Genomic DNA, 18,256 nt, shown 5'->3' on the forward strand with positions numbered 1-18,256 from the left:
CAAATGGCAAAACAAAAAAGAAGAACCATTAGTACATCTTACTAACGCTTCTTCTTTCAATTCTATAAGTTTAAGTACGTAACAGCAATTGTTAATACAAAGAACAATACAGCTAAAACAATTGTAATACGGTTTAATACTGCTTCAATTCCACGTGCTTTTTGCTTACCAAATAATTGCTCTGCACCGCCTGAAATTGCACCTGAAAGGCCTGAGCTATTACTAGACTGCATAAGTACCATAACAATCATTAAAATCGATACAGTAATAAGTAAAACGGATAATAACGTATGCACTTGGCGTACCTCCTACAAAGATTCAGTTATTGTAACTGTAGCATAAATCCTATAGAAAAGCGAGAGCTATAGAGTTGCCCTCGCTTTTCTTCTATTACATAAACATCATTGCAAATAACGGTCCAAGTAAACATGTCAAAATTGCTGTTAATGTCATTGTTACCGATCCAATAACACCTTCATGTTCGTTATTTTTCATTGCTCTCATAACACCCATAATATGAGAAGCACATCCAAATCCGATACCTTTACCAACTGAGTTTGTAACACGGCTCCATTTTAATAAGAGAGGTCCTGTAATTGTTCCAGTAATACCTGCGATAACAACGAAAGCTGCTGTTAAGGAAGGTACACCACCAACTTGTTCAGAAACGCTCATCGCAACTGGCATTGTCACTGATTTTGGTAAAGACGATAAGATTAAGCTTTTATCTGTTCCCATAAGTGAAGCAATGGCAAAATCACTAGCGATTGCAACTGTTGTACCTACTAATACCCCGCCAGCAATCGGTACAACATATTTTTGCAGAACATGACGTTGTTTATAAAGGGGAATTGCAAATGCTACAACACCGGGTCCAAGTAGCTTTGCAATCCAGCCACCACCACTTTCCATATAATGTTGATATGGTATATCAAGCACGATAAATAGGAAAGCCATTAATCCTGTTGCTACAAGCATTGGAATGGTGAATGGTGTTGGAAATAATTTATAGATTTTTTTAGATAATTGATATAATAGCACCGTAAAAAGAACCCAACCGATTCCGATTAATATTTGGCTCATCGCGACTCTCTTTCCTTCCTATTCGCAAGATATTGTCCTGTATGTCCTGCGACAATAATAATTAAAAATGTACTCGCTACAACTGTAATGAAAAGAGAAATTCCTTTATTCATAAAAAAAGCACCGTAATTCATTAGGCCAAGCGTTGGCGGAATTAATAAAAACGGCATAATAGCAACGAGTGTTTCTGCTCCTAAATCGAACCATTTCACTGGAAGAACTTTTAGGCTAAGTAAAACAAGTAAGAGGAACATCCCAATCAAACTCCCTGGAATTGGAATATTTAACATTTCTTGCACCCAAGTTCCAACCATATAAAACACGTAAAGAGCAGCAATTTGGACAAGAATCTTTGTAAATTTCATGTTCATCATCCCTCATGTTTATACGATCTTCTGTTAATATCTTTATCATAGTATAAATTGTAAAAAGCTGCAATTTATCCACTTGACAGCAAAAACAGCCGATGTTATACGCTTACAACCTTGATATGACTGCATTTCTAAATGAAAATTACGTCAAAAACCTTGACCTAATATAAAAAGTTTTTATTTTCTGAATTTAAAGGACTGTTATTTCAATAAAATAATCTTTTTATCCATAAGCTTACATATATATAAAGTAAAACTTTAATCAATGAGGGTTTCCTCATCCCCATTGATTATTAGCCCTAACCAAGCGGGTTTGTACGGGATAAACAAGATAGGTGGTGAACATATGCCCAAAAAAGTTCTTATTTTTTGTGATCCTGGGATTGATGATACGATGGCTCTCCTCTTAGCATTCTTTATCAATGAAATAGAAATCGTCGGTATCGTTGCTGATTACGGCAATGTTCCAAAAAAAATGGCCGTAGAAAATGCTTATTTTCTTACAAACGAAGTAAAAGGTAGAAATATCAAAATCTTTGGTGGATCAGAACGTCCAATTACTGGTGCTCCTCCTTCTTTTTTTACAGATGTACACGGGAAACAAGGGCTCGGGCCAATTATTCCAAAGATGAATGTAACTAACGAAGAAATGGAGAATTTTTTTGAAGTTATTCCTCTTATTGAACAGTATAAAGATGAATTAATTATTGTGAGCTTAGGAAGACTTACCTCCCTAGCAATTTTATTTATCGTATGTAAACAATTAATGGAGCAAGTTAAATCTTACTACGTAATGGGCGGTGCCTTTTTACATCCTGGTAATGTTACCCCTATTTCCGAAGCAAACTTTTATGGCGACCCTACTGCAGCTAATATAGTCCTTCAATCCGCAGCTAACATGTACATATACCCATTAAACGTCACCCAATATTCCATCATTACACCAGAAATGGCCGAATACATTGAAGCAAAAGGAAAAGCTCCACTTGTCAAACCGTTATTCGATCATTATTACTACGGATATTATAAAGACGCCCTACCACATTTAAAGGGTAGCCCCTTCCATGACACAATGCCAATACTTGCTTTACTTGATAACTCTATGTTTACCTATCACAGATCACCTATCGTTGTCATGACAGAATCTTATGCACAGGGGGCAAGCATTGGAGAATTTCGCTCTTTAGGAGAATCTAAACCATTTATTGATTGGCCGAGTCATCAAATAGCAATTGATTTTGATTATAATCGCTTCTTCAAACATTTCATGTCACTTATGACGGGTGAACAATTTTAGCATAAAAAAACAGACCGTGATTTCTCACGGTCTGCCGTTATTTTCTACAATTATCGTTTGATGTTGTAGAAAGATTTGATACCATCGTAAACAGCTATTTCGCCTAGTTCGTCTTCGATGCGTAATAATTGGTTGTACTTAGCAATACGGTCAGTACGGCTCATAGAACCAGTTTTGATTTGGCCAGCGTTAGTTGCAACTGCGATGTCAGCGATTGTAGCATCTTCAGTTTCACCAGAACGGTGAGATACAACTGCTGTGTAACCAGCACGTTTAGCCATTTCGATAGCTTCGAAAGTCTCAGTTAAAGTACCGATTTGGTTAACTTTAATTAAGATTGAGTTAGAGATACCTTTTTCGATACCTTCAGCAAGTTTTTGAGTGTTAGTTACGAATAAATCGTCACCAACTAATTGTACTTTATCACCGATACGCTCAGTTAATAATTTGTGACCATCCCAGTCGTTTTCGTCTAAACCATCTTCGATAGAGATGATTGGGAAGTCTTTGCAAAGCTCTTCATAGAAATCAACCATTTCTGCAGAAGTTAAGCCAGTACGGCCTTCGCCTGCAAGGTCATATTTACCAGTTTCTTTGTTGTAGAACTCAGAAGAAGCAACGTCCATTCCTAAGAATACGTTCTCGCCAGCTTTGTAACCAGCTTTTTCGATAGCTTCGATGATTACTTCTAGAGCTTCACGGTTAGAACCAAGGTTTGGAGCGAATCCACCTTCGTCACCTACTGCAGTGTTAAGACCTTTGTCATGTAATACAGCTTTAAGTGCATGGAATACTTCAGCACCCATACGGATTGATTCTTTGAATGTTGGAGCACCAACTGGTAAGATCATGAACTCTTGGAAATCAACGTTGTTATCAGCGTGAGAACCACCGTTGATGATGTTCATCATTGGAGTTGGTAATTGTTTTGCATTGAATCCACCAAGGTAACGGTATAATGGAAGACCTACGAAGTCAGCTGCTGCGTGAGCTACTGCCATAGATACACCAAGGATAGCGTTAGCGCCTAGTTTACCTTTGTTTGGAGTGCCATCTAATTCGATCATAGCACGGTCGATACCAGCTTGGTCAGTTACATCGAAACCAGCGATTTCTGGAGCGATAATTTCGTTAACGTTGTTTACTGCGTTAACAACACCTTTACCAAGGTAACGAGATTTGTCACCGTCACGTAATTCTACTGCTTCGTGCTCACCAGTAGATGCACCACTTGGTACGATAGCGCGTCCGAAAGCGCCGCTTTCTGTGTAAACTTCTACTTCTACAGTTGGGTTACCACGAGAGTCAAGGACTTCGCGAGCATAAACATCAATAATTGTTGACATAATAAATTCTCTCCTTTTTATATAAGCAAATTATTTAATAATTGTTTTACCTGTCATTTCTTTCGGTTGTTCCACATTTAAAAGTGTAAGCATTGTTGGAGCGATATCTCCTAAAATACCACCTTCACGAAGCTCTACATCATTTTTTGTAACGATGAAAGGAACCGGGTTAGTTGTATGAGCTGTCATAGGACCGCCATCAGCAGTTAACTCCTGATCAGCATTACCATGGTCAGCAGTAATAAGTGCTACACCATCTTTTGCAAGAATCGCTTCTACAACTTTTCCTAAACATTCGTCAGTTGCTTCTACTGCTTTAATTGTTGGTTCCATCATCCCAGAATGGCCAACCATATCACAGTTCGCAAAGTTAAGAATGATAACATCATGTTTATCATTTTCGATTTCATTTACTAAAGCGTCCGTTACTTCGTAAATGCTCATTTCAGGTTTCAAGTCATACGTTGCAACCTTTGGTGAGTTAATTAAGATACGCTCTTCTCCTGGGAATTCAGCCTCACGACCACCGCTAAAGAAGAATGTAACGTGCGGATACTTTTCAGTTTCCGCGATGCGAAGTTGCTTTAATCCCGCTTGCGCAACAACTTCACCTAAAGTGTTATCAAGGTTCATTGGCTTGAATGCCACGTAACCATCTACAGTTTCACTGAAGTGTGTCATACATACGAATTCTGGAATGTGAGGTACTTTTTCACCACGATCGAACTCACGGAAGTCTTCGTTTGTAAATACACGAGCAATTTGAATTGCACGGTCTGGACGGAAGTTATAGAAGATAACTGCATCATCATCATTGATTGTTGCAACTGGCGTGTTATCTTCGTTAACAATTACAGACGGCAATACGAATTCATCATAGATACCGTTCGCATAAGAGTCTTCTATGCACTCTTCTGCTGATTTATAAGTAGGGCCTTCACCATTCACCATAGCACTGTAACATTTTTCTACGCGATCCCAACGCTTGTCACGGTCCATGGAGTAATAACGACCAGAGATAGTCGCGAATTGTCCTACTCCTGTTTCTTTAATTACTTCATTTGTTGCATCGATATAACCTTTTGCTGTTTGTGGTCCAACATCGCGGCCATCTAAGAATGCATGGATATAAACTTTCTCCACGCCTTCTTTTGCTGCTAAGCGAAGAAGAGCAAACATATGGTTCATGTGACTGTGCACACCACCATCAGAAAGTAAACCGAATAAATGAAGAGCAGTACCTTTTTCTTTTACGCTTTTAATTGCATTTTGGAATGTTTCGTTCTGATCGAACTCACCTTCACGAATTGCAACGTTTACGCGTGTTAAGCTTTGATATACGATGCGGCCAGCACCAATATTTAAGTGACCAACCTCAGAGTTACCCATTTGACCTTCTGGAAGACCTACTTCCTCACCACAAGCTGTAAGCGTTGTATGAGGGAATTTGTTCCAGTAACCATCAAAATTAGGTTTCTTAGCTTGTGCTACAGCATTCCCGTGAGTTTCTTCACGAAGTCCGAAACCGTCAAGGATGATTAAAGCTGTTGGCTTTCTCATTTTACCGCCCCCAGAAGACCTAAGAACGAAGCAGGCTCTAAGCTAGCACCGCCAACTAAAGCGCCGTCGATGTCAGATTGTGCCATATACTCTTTAATGTTTTCTGGTTTTACGCTACCGCCGTATTGAATACGAACAGCTTCTGCAGCTTCTGGAGAAACAGCTTCTGCAACAACTTTACGGATGTGCGCACATACTTCGTTTGCATCTGCAGAAGAAGAAGATTTACCTGTACCGATAGCCCAGATTGGCTCATAAGCGATAACAGTTGCTTTAACTTGCTCTTCTGTTAAACCTGCAAGTGCTTTTGTCACTTGACCTGCTACTAGATCAAATGTTTTTCCGCTTTCGCGCTCTTCTAAAGTCTCACCACAACATACGATTGGTGTTAAACCATGTTCAAATGCTGCGATAGTCTTTTTGTTTACTGACTCATCTGTTTCAGCAAACATTTCACGACGCTCAGAGTGGCCAAGTACTACATAGCCAACTTTTAAGTCGCTAAGTGCTACTGGGCTAATTTCGCCAGTGAATGCACCATTTTTTTCGAAGTGCATGTTTTGTGCACCTACTTGTAAGTCAGTTCCTTCAGTTGCTGCTACAAGGCGCTCTAAGAATAGAGCTGGAGAGCAAACTACTGCATCAACAGCTGAAGCTGCTGGGATTTGACCTTTAACTTCCTCTACGAAGCTAACTGCTTCAGATAGAGTTTTATTCATTTTCCAGTTACCTGCGATAATTGGTTTACGCATGCTTTGCACCGTCCTTTTTCTTTGGCTGCTACTTATTTGTCGTTAAGACAAACTACACCTGGAAGCTCTTTACCTTCCATGAATTCTAATGACGCACCGCCGCCAGTAGAAATGTGGCTCATTTTATCAGCCATACCGAATTTTTCAACAGCTGCTGCAGAGTCACCACCGCCGATAACAGAGTATGTATCTTCTGCATCTGCTAATGCTTGTCCTACTGCTTTTGTACCTTCTGCGAATGGAGTCATTTCGAATACACCCATTGGTCCATTCCATACAACAAGCTTAGAGTTTTTAATTACATCTGCATAAATTTCACGTGTTTTAGGACCGATGTCCACGCCTTCCCATGTAGAAGGGATAGAGTCGATACCAACGATTTGAGTTGTTGCAGTTTCAGAGAATTCCTCAGTGATTACAACATCAACTGGCATGTAGAAGTTTACGCCTTTTTCTTTTGCAAGTTGCATAAATTCTTTAGCTAGTTCAATCTTGTCGTCTTCACATAGAGATAGACCAATTTCATGACCTAAAGCTTTAACAAATGTGTAAGCAAGTCCGCCACCGATGATTAAGTTATCTACTTTGTCTAATAGATGACGAATTACACCGATTTTATCTTTTACTTTCGCACCACCGATGATAGCTGTAAATGGACGTTCTGGGTTAGAAAGTGCTTTACCAAGTACATCTAACTCTTTTTCCATTAATAGACCAGATACTGCTGGTAGGTAGTCTGCGATACCCGCTGTAGAAGCGTGAGCACGGTGAGCTGCACCGAATGCATCGTTTACGAAGATATCAGCAAGAGCTGCAAATTCTTTCGCAAGTTCTGCATCGTTCTTTTCTTCGCCCGCATAGAAACGTACGTTTTCAAGAACTAATACGTCGCCTTCGTTCATTGCTGCAACCATTTCTTGTGCAACTGGTCCGAATGCTTCGTCCGCTTTTTTAACATCTTTACCAAGAAGCTCGCCTAAACGTGCTGCTACTGGAGTAAGACGTAATTCTTCTACTGCTTGACCTTTTGGACGGCCTAAGTGGCTTGCTAAAATAACTTTCGCACCTTGCTCTACTAAATATTGAATTGTAGGAAGAGCTGCACGGATACGAGTTTCATCTGTAATTTTGCCTTCTTTCATAGGTACGTTGAAATCAACGCGGCAAAATACACGCTTACCTTTTAAATCTACGTCACGAATTGATTTTTTGTTCATTGGATTTCCCTCCGACTACTAGTTAGGATTGACAAAACCCATTCAAAAGCTTAACACATTTGCTTTTAAAACGAAAGAAGAGAGAGAGGGAACAAACCCTCTCCCTCGTTTTGTCATTGATTGCTTATATAATTAAGAATTAAAGACCTTTAGAAGTCATGTAAGCTGCTAAGTCTACTACGCGGTTAGAGTAACCAGTTTCGTTATCGTACCAAGAAAGTACTTTAACCATGTTACCTTCCATTACCATTGTAGATAATGCATCGATTGTAGAAGAAGCTGTACATCCGTTATAGTCGATAGATACTAATGGCTCTTCGCTGTATCCAAGGATACCTTTTAATTCGCCTTCAGCTGCTGCTTTGAATGCTGCGTTTACATCTTCAACTGTTACTTCTTTGTCAAGTTCAACAACTAAGTCAACAAGAGAAACGTTAGCAGTTGGAACACGTACAGCGCCACCGTTTAATTTACCTTTAAGTTCTGGTAATACTAATGCTACAGCTTTAGCTGCACCAGTAGATGTTGGGATCATGTTTTCAGCTGCTGCACGAGCACGACGTAAATCTTTGTGTGGTAAGTCTAAGATTTGTTGGTCGTTAGTGTAAGAGTGAATTGTTGTCATCATTCCGCGTTTTACGCCGAATTTTTCGTTTAATACTTTAGCGAATGGAGCTAGACAGTTTGTAGTACAAGAAGCGTTAGATACTACGTTGTGGTTAGCTGCATCGTATTGTTCGTGGTTAACACCCATAACTACAGTGATATCTTCGTCAGAAGCTGGAGCTGAGATGATAACTTTCTTAACTGATCCACCTAAGTGTTTTTCAGCGTCTGATTTTTTAGTGAAACGGCCAGTAGATTCTACTACTACTTCTACTCCGTAGTCGCTCCATGGTAATTGAGCTGGGTCACGCTCAGCGATAACTTTAATTTCTTTACCGTTAACAACGATGCTGTTTTCGTTAGCAGATACTTCTGCATTTAAAGTTCCGTGAACTGTGTCATACTTTAAAAGGTGAGCTAATGTTTTAGCATCTGTTAAGTCGTTGATTGCTACTACTTCTACCTCAGAGTTGTTAAGAGCTGCGCGGAATACGTTACGTCCGATACGTCCAAATCCATTAATACCAATTTTAGTCATTTGAATTTCCTCCTTGGGGGATTATATTAAAGGGTAAAACCCTTTGTTAACTGTTTTGCTGCACCTTCATCTGTAATTAGAATTGAAGTGTGCCCTTGCTTTATTACAGCCTGTATTGCCTTTGCCTTTGAAGAACCTCCAGCGACTGCTACAACGTGAGATACATTTTGTAAATCCTCTAGTTGCATACCAACTGTTCTTACTTTATGAACAACATTTCCTTCTTCATTAAAGTAGTAACCGAAAGCTTCGCCAACTGCTTCGCTTGCTTGAATCTTTAACCAATCTGCTTCTGAAGTACTTCTGCGACGTGCCATTGTTAACGCATCACCTATTCCATGAATGACGATATTGGAAGATCGAATCAACTCAAGAACTTCTTTCACGGAAGGCTCTGTCACAATAGACGCATATGCTTCGCTACTAACATGGTCTGGAACATACAACAAGCGATAATTACTCATCGTATTTTGCGCCATCTTGGCACAAATGGTATTGGCTTCTAATTCAACACCTTCTCCAATTCCACCACGTGCTGGGACAAATAGCATATGTAAATCTTTGCAATCAAGTTGCATCATGTCCGCAGCAGCAGCTAGCGTAGTTCCTCCAGCCACAGCAACGATATTATTCGCTGTCAGACGGTCTTTTATACAAGTCACACAAGCACGGCCCATCTCCAGTTTGACCCAAGGTGATTCATCACTATCACCAGGGACAACGAAAACTTCATCCAAGTCTAATGTTTCCTTAAGTTGCTTTTCTAAAACCTTTAACCCGGAAATTTCTTTCATAAAGTCTTCCAAAGCAAGAACTAAAGCTGTTCCTTCTTCTGTCAAAGTCATTCCAGAAGAAGCGACGTGAACTAAGTTTTGTTCTTTCAAAACTTGAACTTCACTTCGCAATACTCGTTCTGTCATACCGAGGCTTGCTGATAAGTTTCTTCTTCCAATCGGCTGCATGAGCCTAATGTATTGAAGAATTTGCATTCTCGTTTGCATAACAGGTAGCAGATCAGGTAATAATTTTTTTGTGTTCTGAATCCATGAGCGCATATCTTTTCTCCTCACTACATTGGTTCATTTTTCCTTCATGGTCACTTTACGTCCCGTAGTGACATTTTGTGTCCCACATAGGTTAAAAAAATAATCCCTGCTACGTGTATTATTGTAACAGGAGATAGAAACTTATTCAACTCTTAACTGCATTCTTTATATAGTTTATTATGACACCTTTGTGAATGTTACCGTATTCTACTTGTTTTCCGTCCATTTCTACAACCGGAATCATTAAGTGATATTTTTCTAAAAGGTCATTATCTTCATATATATCTATTTCCTCGATTTGAAAAGAATATTCACATTGTACTTCCTGTAAAACTTGTTTCGCCTTCACGCAAAGGCCACAATCTTTTTTAGTATACAGTACAACTTTCATCTTCTTCACCTATCCGATCGTTTTTCGTAATGACGAAGCTGGGATATGCATTTGTTCTCTATACTTCGCCACTGTTCTTCGAGAAATAACAATTTCATGCTCTTCTTCTAATAATTTTGAAATCTTTTGATCTGAGAGTGGCTTTTTCTTATTCTCTGCTTCCACAAGCGTTTGAATAAACTGTTTCACTCGCTTCGTTGAAACTGCCTCATCCTCTGTCGTCGAAATTGCATTACTAAAGAACGATTTCATCTCAAATAAACCGTGTGGCGTTTGCACATACTTATTTCTTGTTGCACGACTAATCGTAGACTCATGTACACTTAGCTCTTCCGCCACCTCTTTTAAAGCGAGAGGCTTCAAATACGCTGGACCTTCCCAAAAGAAATCACGTTGTTTTTCCATAATAATCGTCATCACTTGCAGAAGTGTTTGTTTTCTCTGTTTCAAACTGCGCATAATCCATTGCACATGCTGATACTTTTCTGATACGTAAGATGCTACTTCACTTTCACTATTATTAAGAAGCGCACTATATTCAGAATGAATTTCAATTCTCGGCATATTTCTCTCATTCATTTGTAAAACGAGGCGATCGCCATCTTTTTTCACCGCCATATCAGGCACAATATAAAGTGGTTTATCTGAAGAAAACGCAAGACCTGGTTTTGGTTGTAATGACGTTATACAATTTACCGCACTCTGTAATTCCTCATTACTACATTTCAACACTTGAACGAGCTTTCGCCAATCTTTCTTCACAAAATAAGCGAAATGATCTTCTACAACCTCTTCTGCTAATCCATTCCGCCTTTGTAAGCGCTTCAATTGCAGAGTTAAACATTCCTGAATATTACGCGCCCCTACCCCTGCTGGTTCCAGTGATTGGACAAGCTCTACAGAGCGGTCGACTACATGAATATGCACAGAAAGGAGCTCTGCTAACTCTTCATTCGTTTCTTGTAAATATCCATTTCCATCCATGTTCATAATAATGAAAGAAGCTACTTTTCGCTCTTCTTCATCTATTTTATAATACTGTATTTGATTTAATAAATGTTGCTGAATCGTTGTAGAATCCACACTGTAGATCTCCATCTGATTCTCGACTTGTTTGCTGGTACTTTTACTGTTGTTAGAGCTCTTTTTCTTCTCCCTCTCAAAACCACCTAACTCAATAAGGGGATTCTCTAACGATTGCTCATACAAAAACTCCGATAATTCTTGTACATTATACTGGAGCATTGTAATCGCTTGCCTTAACTCTTGTGTCATTGCCAAACGTAAGCTTTGTTCTTGTAAAAGACTTGCCTTCAAACTAATCTCCCCCTTGTTTCTATTGTACAATAAGTTTGGTAAAAGGAGAATGCTATCACAGACACCCATTCCAAAATATTATTAATTTATATGTATTAATGAGATTTACAACTTACAACCTAAATTTGAATAATATTGAAAGAAAATAATAATATTCAAATTTAATACTAAGTACTAATAGTAAATATTAATACAAGATATTAAAATGAGCAACAAAAAAAGAGAAGATCCCATCTTCTCTTCCACTAATCAACTATTTTTCAAAAGCTGAAATAACTTCAAGCTCTTACCGCTTCGCAAAATACCTTTTGGATATACTTTCGCAGCAAATAAAGAAATCAGGTTAATACTACTTAACAAAACCAATATAGACGTTGCAATTTCCATACCACTCACAGACCCATTAATAATCCTAACTACCATACTAATTGGAGCTGTAAACGGAACATATGATGTCACCCTTGATACTAGCCCTTCAGGGTTATCAAGTACTACTAATAACTCCACCACTAAGCTTCCCATCAATATAAGAGTAATCGGCATCGTTGTTCCGGATAATTCTTCTGGCCTGCTTACCATAGAACCAAACACTGCGAAAAGTGCCGCATAAACGAAGTAACCGAGAACAAAATATAACAAGAAATATGCAGCATGCTCACCTGTAATCATATTTACATCAATATTCACTCCAAAAAACGAATCCGATACCTTAAAAATTCCAGATTTAATATATAGCGCCATACTAAGGAAGAAAATAAATAACTGTGTCAAACTAGCAAGACCGACTCCTAATATCTTCCCAAAGACCATGTGAACAGGCGACACCTTCGTTACCATCACTTCCATAACACGCGACGCCTTCTCTGACGCTACCGCTGTAGCAATCGCATTTCCATACGAAGTAATTGCTAAGTACATAATCGCTACTAATAAATACACCAGTAAGAATGAGCTTGTTTCTTCGTTATTTAAGTTTTGCTTTTTCGCTTGCACGTTCATCGTCAGTGATTTCACAGCCTCTTCTGATAACTGTTGTTTAACTACCGCACTTTGAAAATACTGATTTTGTACAAATACCTGCGCACTTTGAATCAACTTAGGATTATCCACCTTCATAAAGTAATCTAATACTGGTTCAGCACCCGCACCCTCTTTTAATATAAAGAGCGCTTCGACTTTCTTATCTAACAAATCTTGCTTATATTGATTTAATTTTGTTTTATCGCCTAAAGACCAATCCCATTCTGGAAGAGCTTTACTAAGATTAGATTGATCCAAAGTAACATTAGGTGCTTCGGAAATAAATACAACCTTTGCTTTTTCTTTCTCTCCAGAAAACTTTTGTACTAAAGTTGGAAAGGAGAATAAGAATATCCCTCCCCCTATTAATAACAATGTCATCCCAATAAATATTTTCGTCCTCACACGATCCCAATACGTTTGCCCTAAAACAATCCAGAAATTCCTCATTACTTATGCACCCGCCTTTTCAACAAAGATTTGATGTAAAGAAGGTTCTTTAATAGAAACATCTCGGATATATTGTTTAGTTTTAATGTCTTCAAGCAGTGAAAATGCATCCTCTCCATCATTAACTTTAATCATGAACGTACGATTAACTTTTTCAAAATTGAAATTTTTCTTCTTAAGAATAGGTTCAATATCCCCTTCCGTTTGCAACGTCATATATTTGTATTGATAACTTTTCTTAATATCTGACAAGGCACCCGATAATACAAGTTGACCGTTTTTCATAATACAAATTTCCTCACAGAACGTTTCTACACTGTCCATTTGATGACTACAAAAAATAATCGTTTTTCTTTGCGCAATTAACTCGAGCACAACATTTTTTAACATCTCTGCATTTACAGGATCCAATCCACTAAATGGTTCATCTAGTATGATGAATTCCGGATTATGCAATATCGCTGAAATCAATTGGATTTTTTGTTGATTTCCCTTTGACAATTCCTCTGTTTTCTTCTTTAAATGTGGTGTCATTTCTAATTTTTCTAGCCATTGTAACGCATGCCTTTTTGCAAGATTAGCTGGCATTCCTTCTAACTTGCCGAAATACACCAATTGCTCCACTACATTCATTTTCGGGTATAATCCACGCTCTTCTGGTAAATAGCCAATAGATAGGTCTTTCTTTGAAAAAGGGCGATTATTCCATAGAATTTGGCCGCTATCCGGTTTGATTAAATCTAAGATCATACGAATCGTTGTCGTCTTACCAGCACCATTTCGGCCCAGCATCCCTAAAATTCCACCTTCTTCTACACGTATATTTAAATCATTAACGGCTTTATATTCACCAAATGTTTTATTTAATCCTTGAATTTCAAATGCCATATATAACATCCCCTTTACTGTTTAATAAGGTAAATAACTGCCATTCCTAAAGCAATTCCGCCTACCATCAACAAAAACTTTTTCATCACTATTGCCTCCTTCATTTACTTGTTAAGTTGTATCTTTATCATAGACTTCTTTCTGATGCTATTGTCCGCAATCCGTACTGTATTTACCGTAAAAAAGGCGAACCACTCTTATGTGGTTCACCGCAATTTCAACAGATGACATTGATTGTATGAAAACTTCTTAAATGTTATTATAAAAATATTCAGAAATTAAACGATATACCTACAAAGAGAGGTGTCTAAACCGTTGCAGATACAACGTAATTTCGTTTTCATTTTATGTGTAACTATCCTGTATTTTTGTTTACAAGGCTATATCTTATATAAAATAAACCAACCATATAGTGGAGTTCTTATTTCTAAAACAGACTCAACTACATACATAATAGCAAAAATTAAATCCTCCGGTTGGGCTTTTCATACGGACTTAAAAGAAGGAGATATAATCTATTCGATAAATAAAGAAAAGCCTCATTTAGGAATACTTCCTGGATACCAAAACCAATCACTAAATGCATCTGAAATACAAATTAAAAAAGACGATATCACCCAAACTTATAAAGGAACACAACATTTTATTGATTCTCGTGACAAAATTATTTCTGTATACTTTCCCTTCCTACTCGCTTTTATTTGTTTAGGGTTATCTATTTTTCTTTATACAAAGAAGCCTTTGAACCGGGAAACATTCTTTTTGATCACGTTTCTATTCATGACTTCCTCAAGTCTTCTAATCGCAGTTGAATCTGGTAAAGGTGATTTTATCGCTCTCATTATTTTAAGTATTGTATTTCAAGGTACACCTATGTCTCTCATTTTATTGTTGAATGAATTATTCAAGAAAAAGCAACTATACGTTATTTCTATGAGATTTCTAAAAATCGATATTACAATCGGCATTATTTTACTATTACTCTCTATTTTAACGATGTGCATTCCATTTCCAATAGTTAATACCGATGGATTAGAACTAATTTACCTTTCAATAAATATTATCTTTTGTATATATTTTTTAATCCGTGCCTATATCAAATATCACAGTACAGTACATAAACCATTTTTAAAATTAATGCTCACGATTCATTCCATTGCCTTCTTTCCGTTCGTTACACTCTATGCTCTTCCAGATGCAATATTCAAAACACCTATTCTCTCAGCAGATATTGGCGCTATGTTCCTAATCGCTCTTCCAATCGGTTATTTTTATTTAGTAGCGACGAAGCAGATTTTTGATATAGAGTTTGTATTTGATCGTTTACGGTATTACGCATTTCTGTCACTAATTCCAACTCTATTAATTGCAATCATTACGAGCTGGAGCATTTATTACAAAGACAATTTTCTCTCTCGACTGCTGCAAAGTTTTATTATTATTTTTCCGTTAAACATTCTATTTCTCATATTAAAAGAAAGATTAGATTTTACATTCCGTAATCACCTCTTTCGGACTAAAACAAACTTATACGTAAACATTGAACAGTTTACCGCACAGCTATCATCTATTATGAAAACAGAAGAGTTAGAGAAAAAATTCACTAATGAAATCGTTTCGATGTTGAAACCTTCTTTTATTCAATTTGTTCAATATGATATGAAAGACAACACATATACACTCTGTAACGGATATCGACAAACGAAAGATTTCACACTTTCTAAAAAGAAAAAATGGAGTATGGCAGCATTACTAATTAATGATTTATTAGAGGATGATGGATGCATTGGCATTTACTTATACTCTACTAAACATATAAAACACTACATCTGGATTGGAAGAAAAGTGAATAATATTAAATCATGGTTCATCACTGTCACGACATACGTCCGTCTTATTTACGAAAACTTGTATACCATTAATGAAATTATTCATTCTCTAGAGCAGGAGAGTTTAGAATCCAAAACAAATTCTGCAAGCTTATCACGCCTACTCTTTCAAATTTCTGAACAAGAAAGGCGCCGACTCGCTTCAGATTTACACGACTCTGCATTACAAGATCAAATCGTATGGTACCGCAAACTAGACTCTTTACTAAAAAACAAATCCGTTCCACTAGAATTAAAAAATGAACTAAAAAAAATCCACTTCGGTATGCACGATGTAATACAACAAATTCGCGACACATGTAATGAATTGCGTCCATCACTTTTATCAGATGCTGGTTTAATTGGTGCATTAAGAGAATTGCTAGCCCAAACACAATTACGTGTGCAGTTTCATATTCAATTTGATCATGAATCAATTCAAGAACATCATTACGATTTTGACAAAATTTTATCTTTATATCGTATCATTCAAGAACTACTAACAAACGCAGATAAACATTCCGAGGCAACCATCGTATCGATTTTTTTATGGGAAGAGAATAACTGCATTTTCCTAGACTACCGAGACAACGGCAAAGGTTTTGATATAGACACTCCCCACTCTCCTAAGCAGCATATGGGGATTTCCGGTATAAAAGGAAGGCTTCAATCAATTGGTGGAGAAATACATATAGTATCCGAAGCTAAAAAAGGACTTCAAGTAAACATTACAGTTCCGAGGTGGTAAATAATGATTCGAGTATTAATCGTAGATGATCATCAAATTGTAGGCGAAGGAACAAAGAGCATGATTGAATTAGAAGAAGATATGCAAGCAGAATATATTTTAAATGAACAGGAAGCACTTATAAAAAGTGACGCTACACCTTTTGACATATATCTCTTGGATATGAATATGCCCAATTGTAGTGGTATTGAACTCGCCCAGAAAATATTACATATTCAAACAGATGCAAAAATCATTTTATACACAGGTTTTGAATACGTATCCCAATTTAATTTATTAATAAACTCTGGTATCAGCGGAATTATTAGTAAATCAGCTTCTCAGCAAGAGCTATTAATGGCAATTCGTGCAGCTGTAAATGGATATACTTTACTTCCTATTTCTTTATTACGTCAACTACATACAGACGATATAACGACTCAACAACTTGAAAATAAAACCGCTCTTCTTACACAAAAAGAATTAGAAATCTTAGAATCCGTCTCTAAAGGAAGTAGCAATAAACAAATTGCTGATGAACTGTACATGAGTTCAAGAGCTGTAGAATACAACCTAACAAAAATCTTCAAAAAATTAAAAGTAGGATCACGCTCCGAAGCTTTAACAGAAGCAATGAGACAAGGCATTTTGAAAGTACACATATAAAATGAAACTTCCATCAGTTTGTTTTGTTTAACCCTCAAATAATGAGATAAATAAAAAAGTCCTAACCTACAAAACGTAAGTTAGGACTTTTTAACGCGCCCAGAGGGATTCGAACCCCCGGCAGACGTGGTACCGGAAACCACCGCTCTATCCGACTGAGCTATGGGCGCATGATTATAGAAAACACTTCATTTTCTCTTCATAATAATAGCAATAAAAACCATTTAAATCAATAAAAACTCTTTGATAGCACATTATATATACGCTTTTTGTCTGCATAAAAAAGCCCCCTAATTTCTACATTTAGGAGGCACTTCTTACCCATTTTATTTATCTAGTTTCTCTTTAATCTCTTTTGGAATTTCATTCGGCTGTACTTCTTGGTATGTTTCAATATATTCACCTTTTGTTTTAACCTTTACATACGCTCCTTCTCGAAGCCCACGAGGTGCATAAAACTTAACGTCTCTTCCTTCACCCGAAGCGTAATAACCAGTAAGTTTATAGTCTCCAGCTACCTCTCCAACTGTAGATAATCGGCCAGATTCTTTCGCTTTTACATATACAAATTCTTCTTTCACAAGCGGATTATATCTATCAGTCACCTCATTATGAGAAAAGCTTGCCACACCAATAACTAATATAAAAAGTCCAATTAAACCTAATAATAATTTCTTCATTTTTCTCTCCTTAAAATATCCTTTTAACTTACTTTACTTTCTTTATTCTAGGAGAAAGAGGGTTTTTCCACTATCGCTTTTCCTTACATATTCATTACAAAATTGTAATCCACACATGTAATACCCCTAAATTTTCCAATCATAAATTCACCCCAACTCACAAATTATAATCTTTGAATTGATATTCCAAAGGGGGCTTCATTCAATGACTGTAATTACGAAACTAAAGCAAACTGTTTCTGGATTAAAAAGTGCACAAGCTAGCTTAGAGGGATTCGCTCTTGATACGGATAACCAACAAGCTAAGCAACTTTTCCAAACAGCTGCGCAGCAAACACAAACGATTATCGATTCTTTAAACCCACGCGTTGAAGAAGTCCAACAAGAAGAACCACAATACTCACAGCAATAACGAATCAGACTTGCTGTGAAA

18 protein-coding genes and 1 tRNA gene are annotated in these 18,256 nt (G+C 37.3%); 4 read left to right on the forward strand and 15 right to left on the reverse strand.

Translation table 11 applies throughout. From position 1 onward, the window contains the following. Window positions 1–62: 62 nt before the first annotated feature. From secG to AC241_RS25415, 3 genes are all read right to left on the reverse strand, one after another. Window positions 63–296, reverse strand: a complete 234-nt coding sequence (secG, locus tag AC241_RS25405) for a preprotein translocase subunit SecG (protein WP_000557266.1) — start codon at window positions 294–296, stop codon at window positions 63–65. A gap of 94 nt (window positions 297–390) precedes the next feature. Then, complete coding sequence (locus tag AC241_RS25410) at window positions 391–1,083, reverse strand: LrgB family protein (RefSeq protein ID WP_000078304.1); 693 nt, start codon at window positions 1,081–1,083, stop codon at window positions 391–393. Next, window positions 1,080–1,448, reverse strand: a complete 369-nt coding sequence (locus tag AC241_RS25415; RefSeq protein ID WP_050844694.1) for a CidA/LrgA family holin-like protein — start codon at window positions 1,446–1,448, stop codon at window positions 1,080–1,082. The genes AC241_RS25410 and AC241_RS25415 overlap by 4 nt, the downstream gene beginning before the upstream one ends. Window positions 1,449–1,800: 352 nt before the next feature. On the opposite strand from AC241_RS25415, the gene AC241_RS25420 reads away from it, so the two are divergent. Then, the gene (locus AC241_RS25420; protein WP_050844695.1) at window positions 1,801–2,751 is read left to right on the forward strand and encodes a nucleoside hydrolase; all 951 of its coding nucleotides are present in this window, start codon (window positions 1,801–1,803) and stop codon (window positions 2,749–2,751) included. Between the two features lie 50 nt (window positions 2,752–2,801). Here the strand turns inward: AC241_RS25420 and eno are convergent, their stop codons facing one another. From eno to AC241_RS25470, 10 genes are all read right to left on the reverse strand, one after another. After that, window positions 2,802–4,097: a phosphopyruvate hydratase gene (eno, locus tag AC241_RS25425; RefSeq protein WP_000103951.1), complete on the reverse strand. Its 1,296-nt coding sequence runs from the start codon at window positions 4,095–4,097 to the stop codon at window positions 2,802–2,804. A gap of 30 nt (window positions 4,098–4,127) precedes the next feature. Continuing rightward, window positions 4,128–5,657, reverse strand: a complete 1,530-nt coding sequence (gene gpmI, locus AC241_RS25430; RefSeq protein ID WP_016079762.1) for a 2,3-bisphosphoglycerate-independent phosphoglycerate mutase — start codon at window positions 5,655–5,657, stop codon at window positions 4,128–4,130. Continuing rightward, complete coding sequence (gene tpiA, locus AC241_RS25435; RefSeq protein WP_001231038.1) at window positions 5,654–6,409, reverse strand: triose-phosphate isomerase; 756 nt, start codon at window positions 6,407–6,409, stop codon at window positions 5,654–5,656. The genes gpmI and tpiA overlap by 4 nt, the downstream gene beginning before the upstream one ends. A 32-nt stretch (window positions 6,410–6,441) precedes the next feature. After that, the gene (locus AC241_RS25440; RefSeq protein ID WP_001036333.1) at window positions 6,442–7,626 is read right to left on the reverse strand and encodes a phosphoglycerate kinase; all 1,185 of its coding nucleotides are present in this window, start codon (window positions 7,624–7,626) and stop codon (window positions 6,442–6,444) included. Between the two features lie 139 nt (window positions 7,627–7,765). Further along, window positions 7,766–8,770, reverse strand: a complete 1,005-nt coding sequence (gene gap / locus AC241_RS25445; RefSeq protein ID WP_000161234.1) for a type I glyceraldehyde-3-phosphate dehydrogenase — start codon at window positions 8,768–8,770, stop codon at window positions 7,766–7,768. A gap of 26 nt (window positions 8,771–8,796) precedes the next feature. Beyond that, window positions 8,797–9,825: a gapA transcriptional regulator CggR gene (cggR, locus tag AC241_RS25450; RefSeq protein WP_001258185.1), complete on the reverse strand. Its 1,029-nt coding sequence runs from the start codon at window positions 9,823–9,825 to the stop codon at window positions 8,797–8,799. Between the two features lie 136 nt (window positions 9,826–9,961). Then, on the reverse strand, window positions 9,962–10,207 hold the full coding sequence (locus tag AC241_RS25455; protein WP_000869730.1) for a glutaredoxin family protein: 246 nt from the start codon (window positions 10,205–10,207) through the stop codon (window positions 9,962–9,964). 9 nt (window positions 10,208–10,216) lie between these two features. After that, on the reverse strand, window positions 10,217–11,524 hold the full coding sequence (gene rpoN, locus AC241_RS25460; RefSeq protein WP_050844696.1) for an RNA polymerase factor sigma-54: 1,308 nt from the start codon (window positions 11,522–11,524) through the stop codon (window positions 10,217–10,219). Between the two features lie 249 nt (window positions 11,525–11,773). Further along, window positions 11,774–12,994, reverse strand: coding sequence for an ABC transporter permease (locus AC241_RS25465; RefSeq protein ID WP_050844697.1), 1,221 nt, complete (start codon window positions 12,992–12,994; stop codon window positions 11,774–11,776). A 3-nt stretch (window positions 12,995–12,997) separates the two neighbouring features. After that, window positions 12,998–13,882 carry an ABC transporter ATP-binding protein gene (locus AC241_RS25470; RefSeq protein ID WP_000863493.1) on the reverse strand — a complete coding sequence of 295 codons (885 nt, stop codon included), beginning with the start codon at window positions 13,880–13,882 and terminating at the stop codon, window positions 12,998–13,000. 315 nt (window positions 13,883–14,197) lie between these two features. Here AC241_RS25470 and AC241_RS25475 point away from each other — a divergent pair, with 315 nt between their 5' ends. Both AC241_RS25475 and AC241_RS25480 read left to right on the forward strand, forming a co-directional pair. Beyond that, a complete protein-coding gene (locus AC241_RS25475; RefSeq protein WP_050844698.1) occupies window positions 14,198–16,498 on the forward strand; it encodes a sensor histidine kinase in 2,301 nt (766 codons plus the stop codon). Window positions 16,499–16,501: 3 nt separating this feature from the next. Further along, window positions 16,502–17,143 (forward strand): response regulator, encoded by a 642-nt coding sequence (locus AC241_RS25480; RefSeq protein ID WP_050844699.1) that lies wholly within the window; start codon window positions 16,502–16,504, stop codon window positions 17,141–17,143. A 94-nt stretch (window positions 17,144–17,237) separates the two neighbouring features. Here AC241_RS25480 and AC241_RS25485 read toward each other — a convergent pair. Continuing rightward, a tRNA-Arg gene (locus AC241_RS25485) sits at window positions 17,238–17,313 on the reverse strand. Window positions 17,314–17,469: 156 nt separating this feature from the next. Continuing rightward, the gene (locus AC241_RS25490; RefSeq protein WP_016513219.1) at window positions 17,470–17,823 is read right to left on the reverse strand and encodes a YxeA family protein; all 354 of its coding nucleotides are present in this window, start codon (window positions 17,821–17,823) and stop codon (window positions 17,470–17,472) included. Between the two features lie 205 nt (window positions 17,824–18,028). On the opposite strand from AC241_RS25490, the gene AC241_RS25495 reads away from it, so the two are divergent. Continuing rightward, a complete protein-coding gene (locus AC241_RS25495) occupies window positions 18,029–18,235 on the forward strand; it encodes a DUF1657 domain-containing protein (protein ID WP_000216166.1) in 207 nt (68 codons plus the stop codon). Window positions 18,236–18,256: the final 21 nt, after the last annotated feature.

It is taken from the genome of Bacillus thuringiensis (assembly GCF_001182785.1).
GTDB lineage: Bacteria > Bacillota > Bacilli > Bacillales > Bacillaceae_G > Bacillus_A > Bacillus_A thuringiensis_S.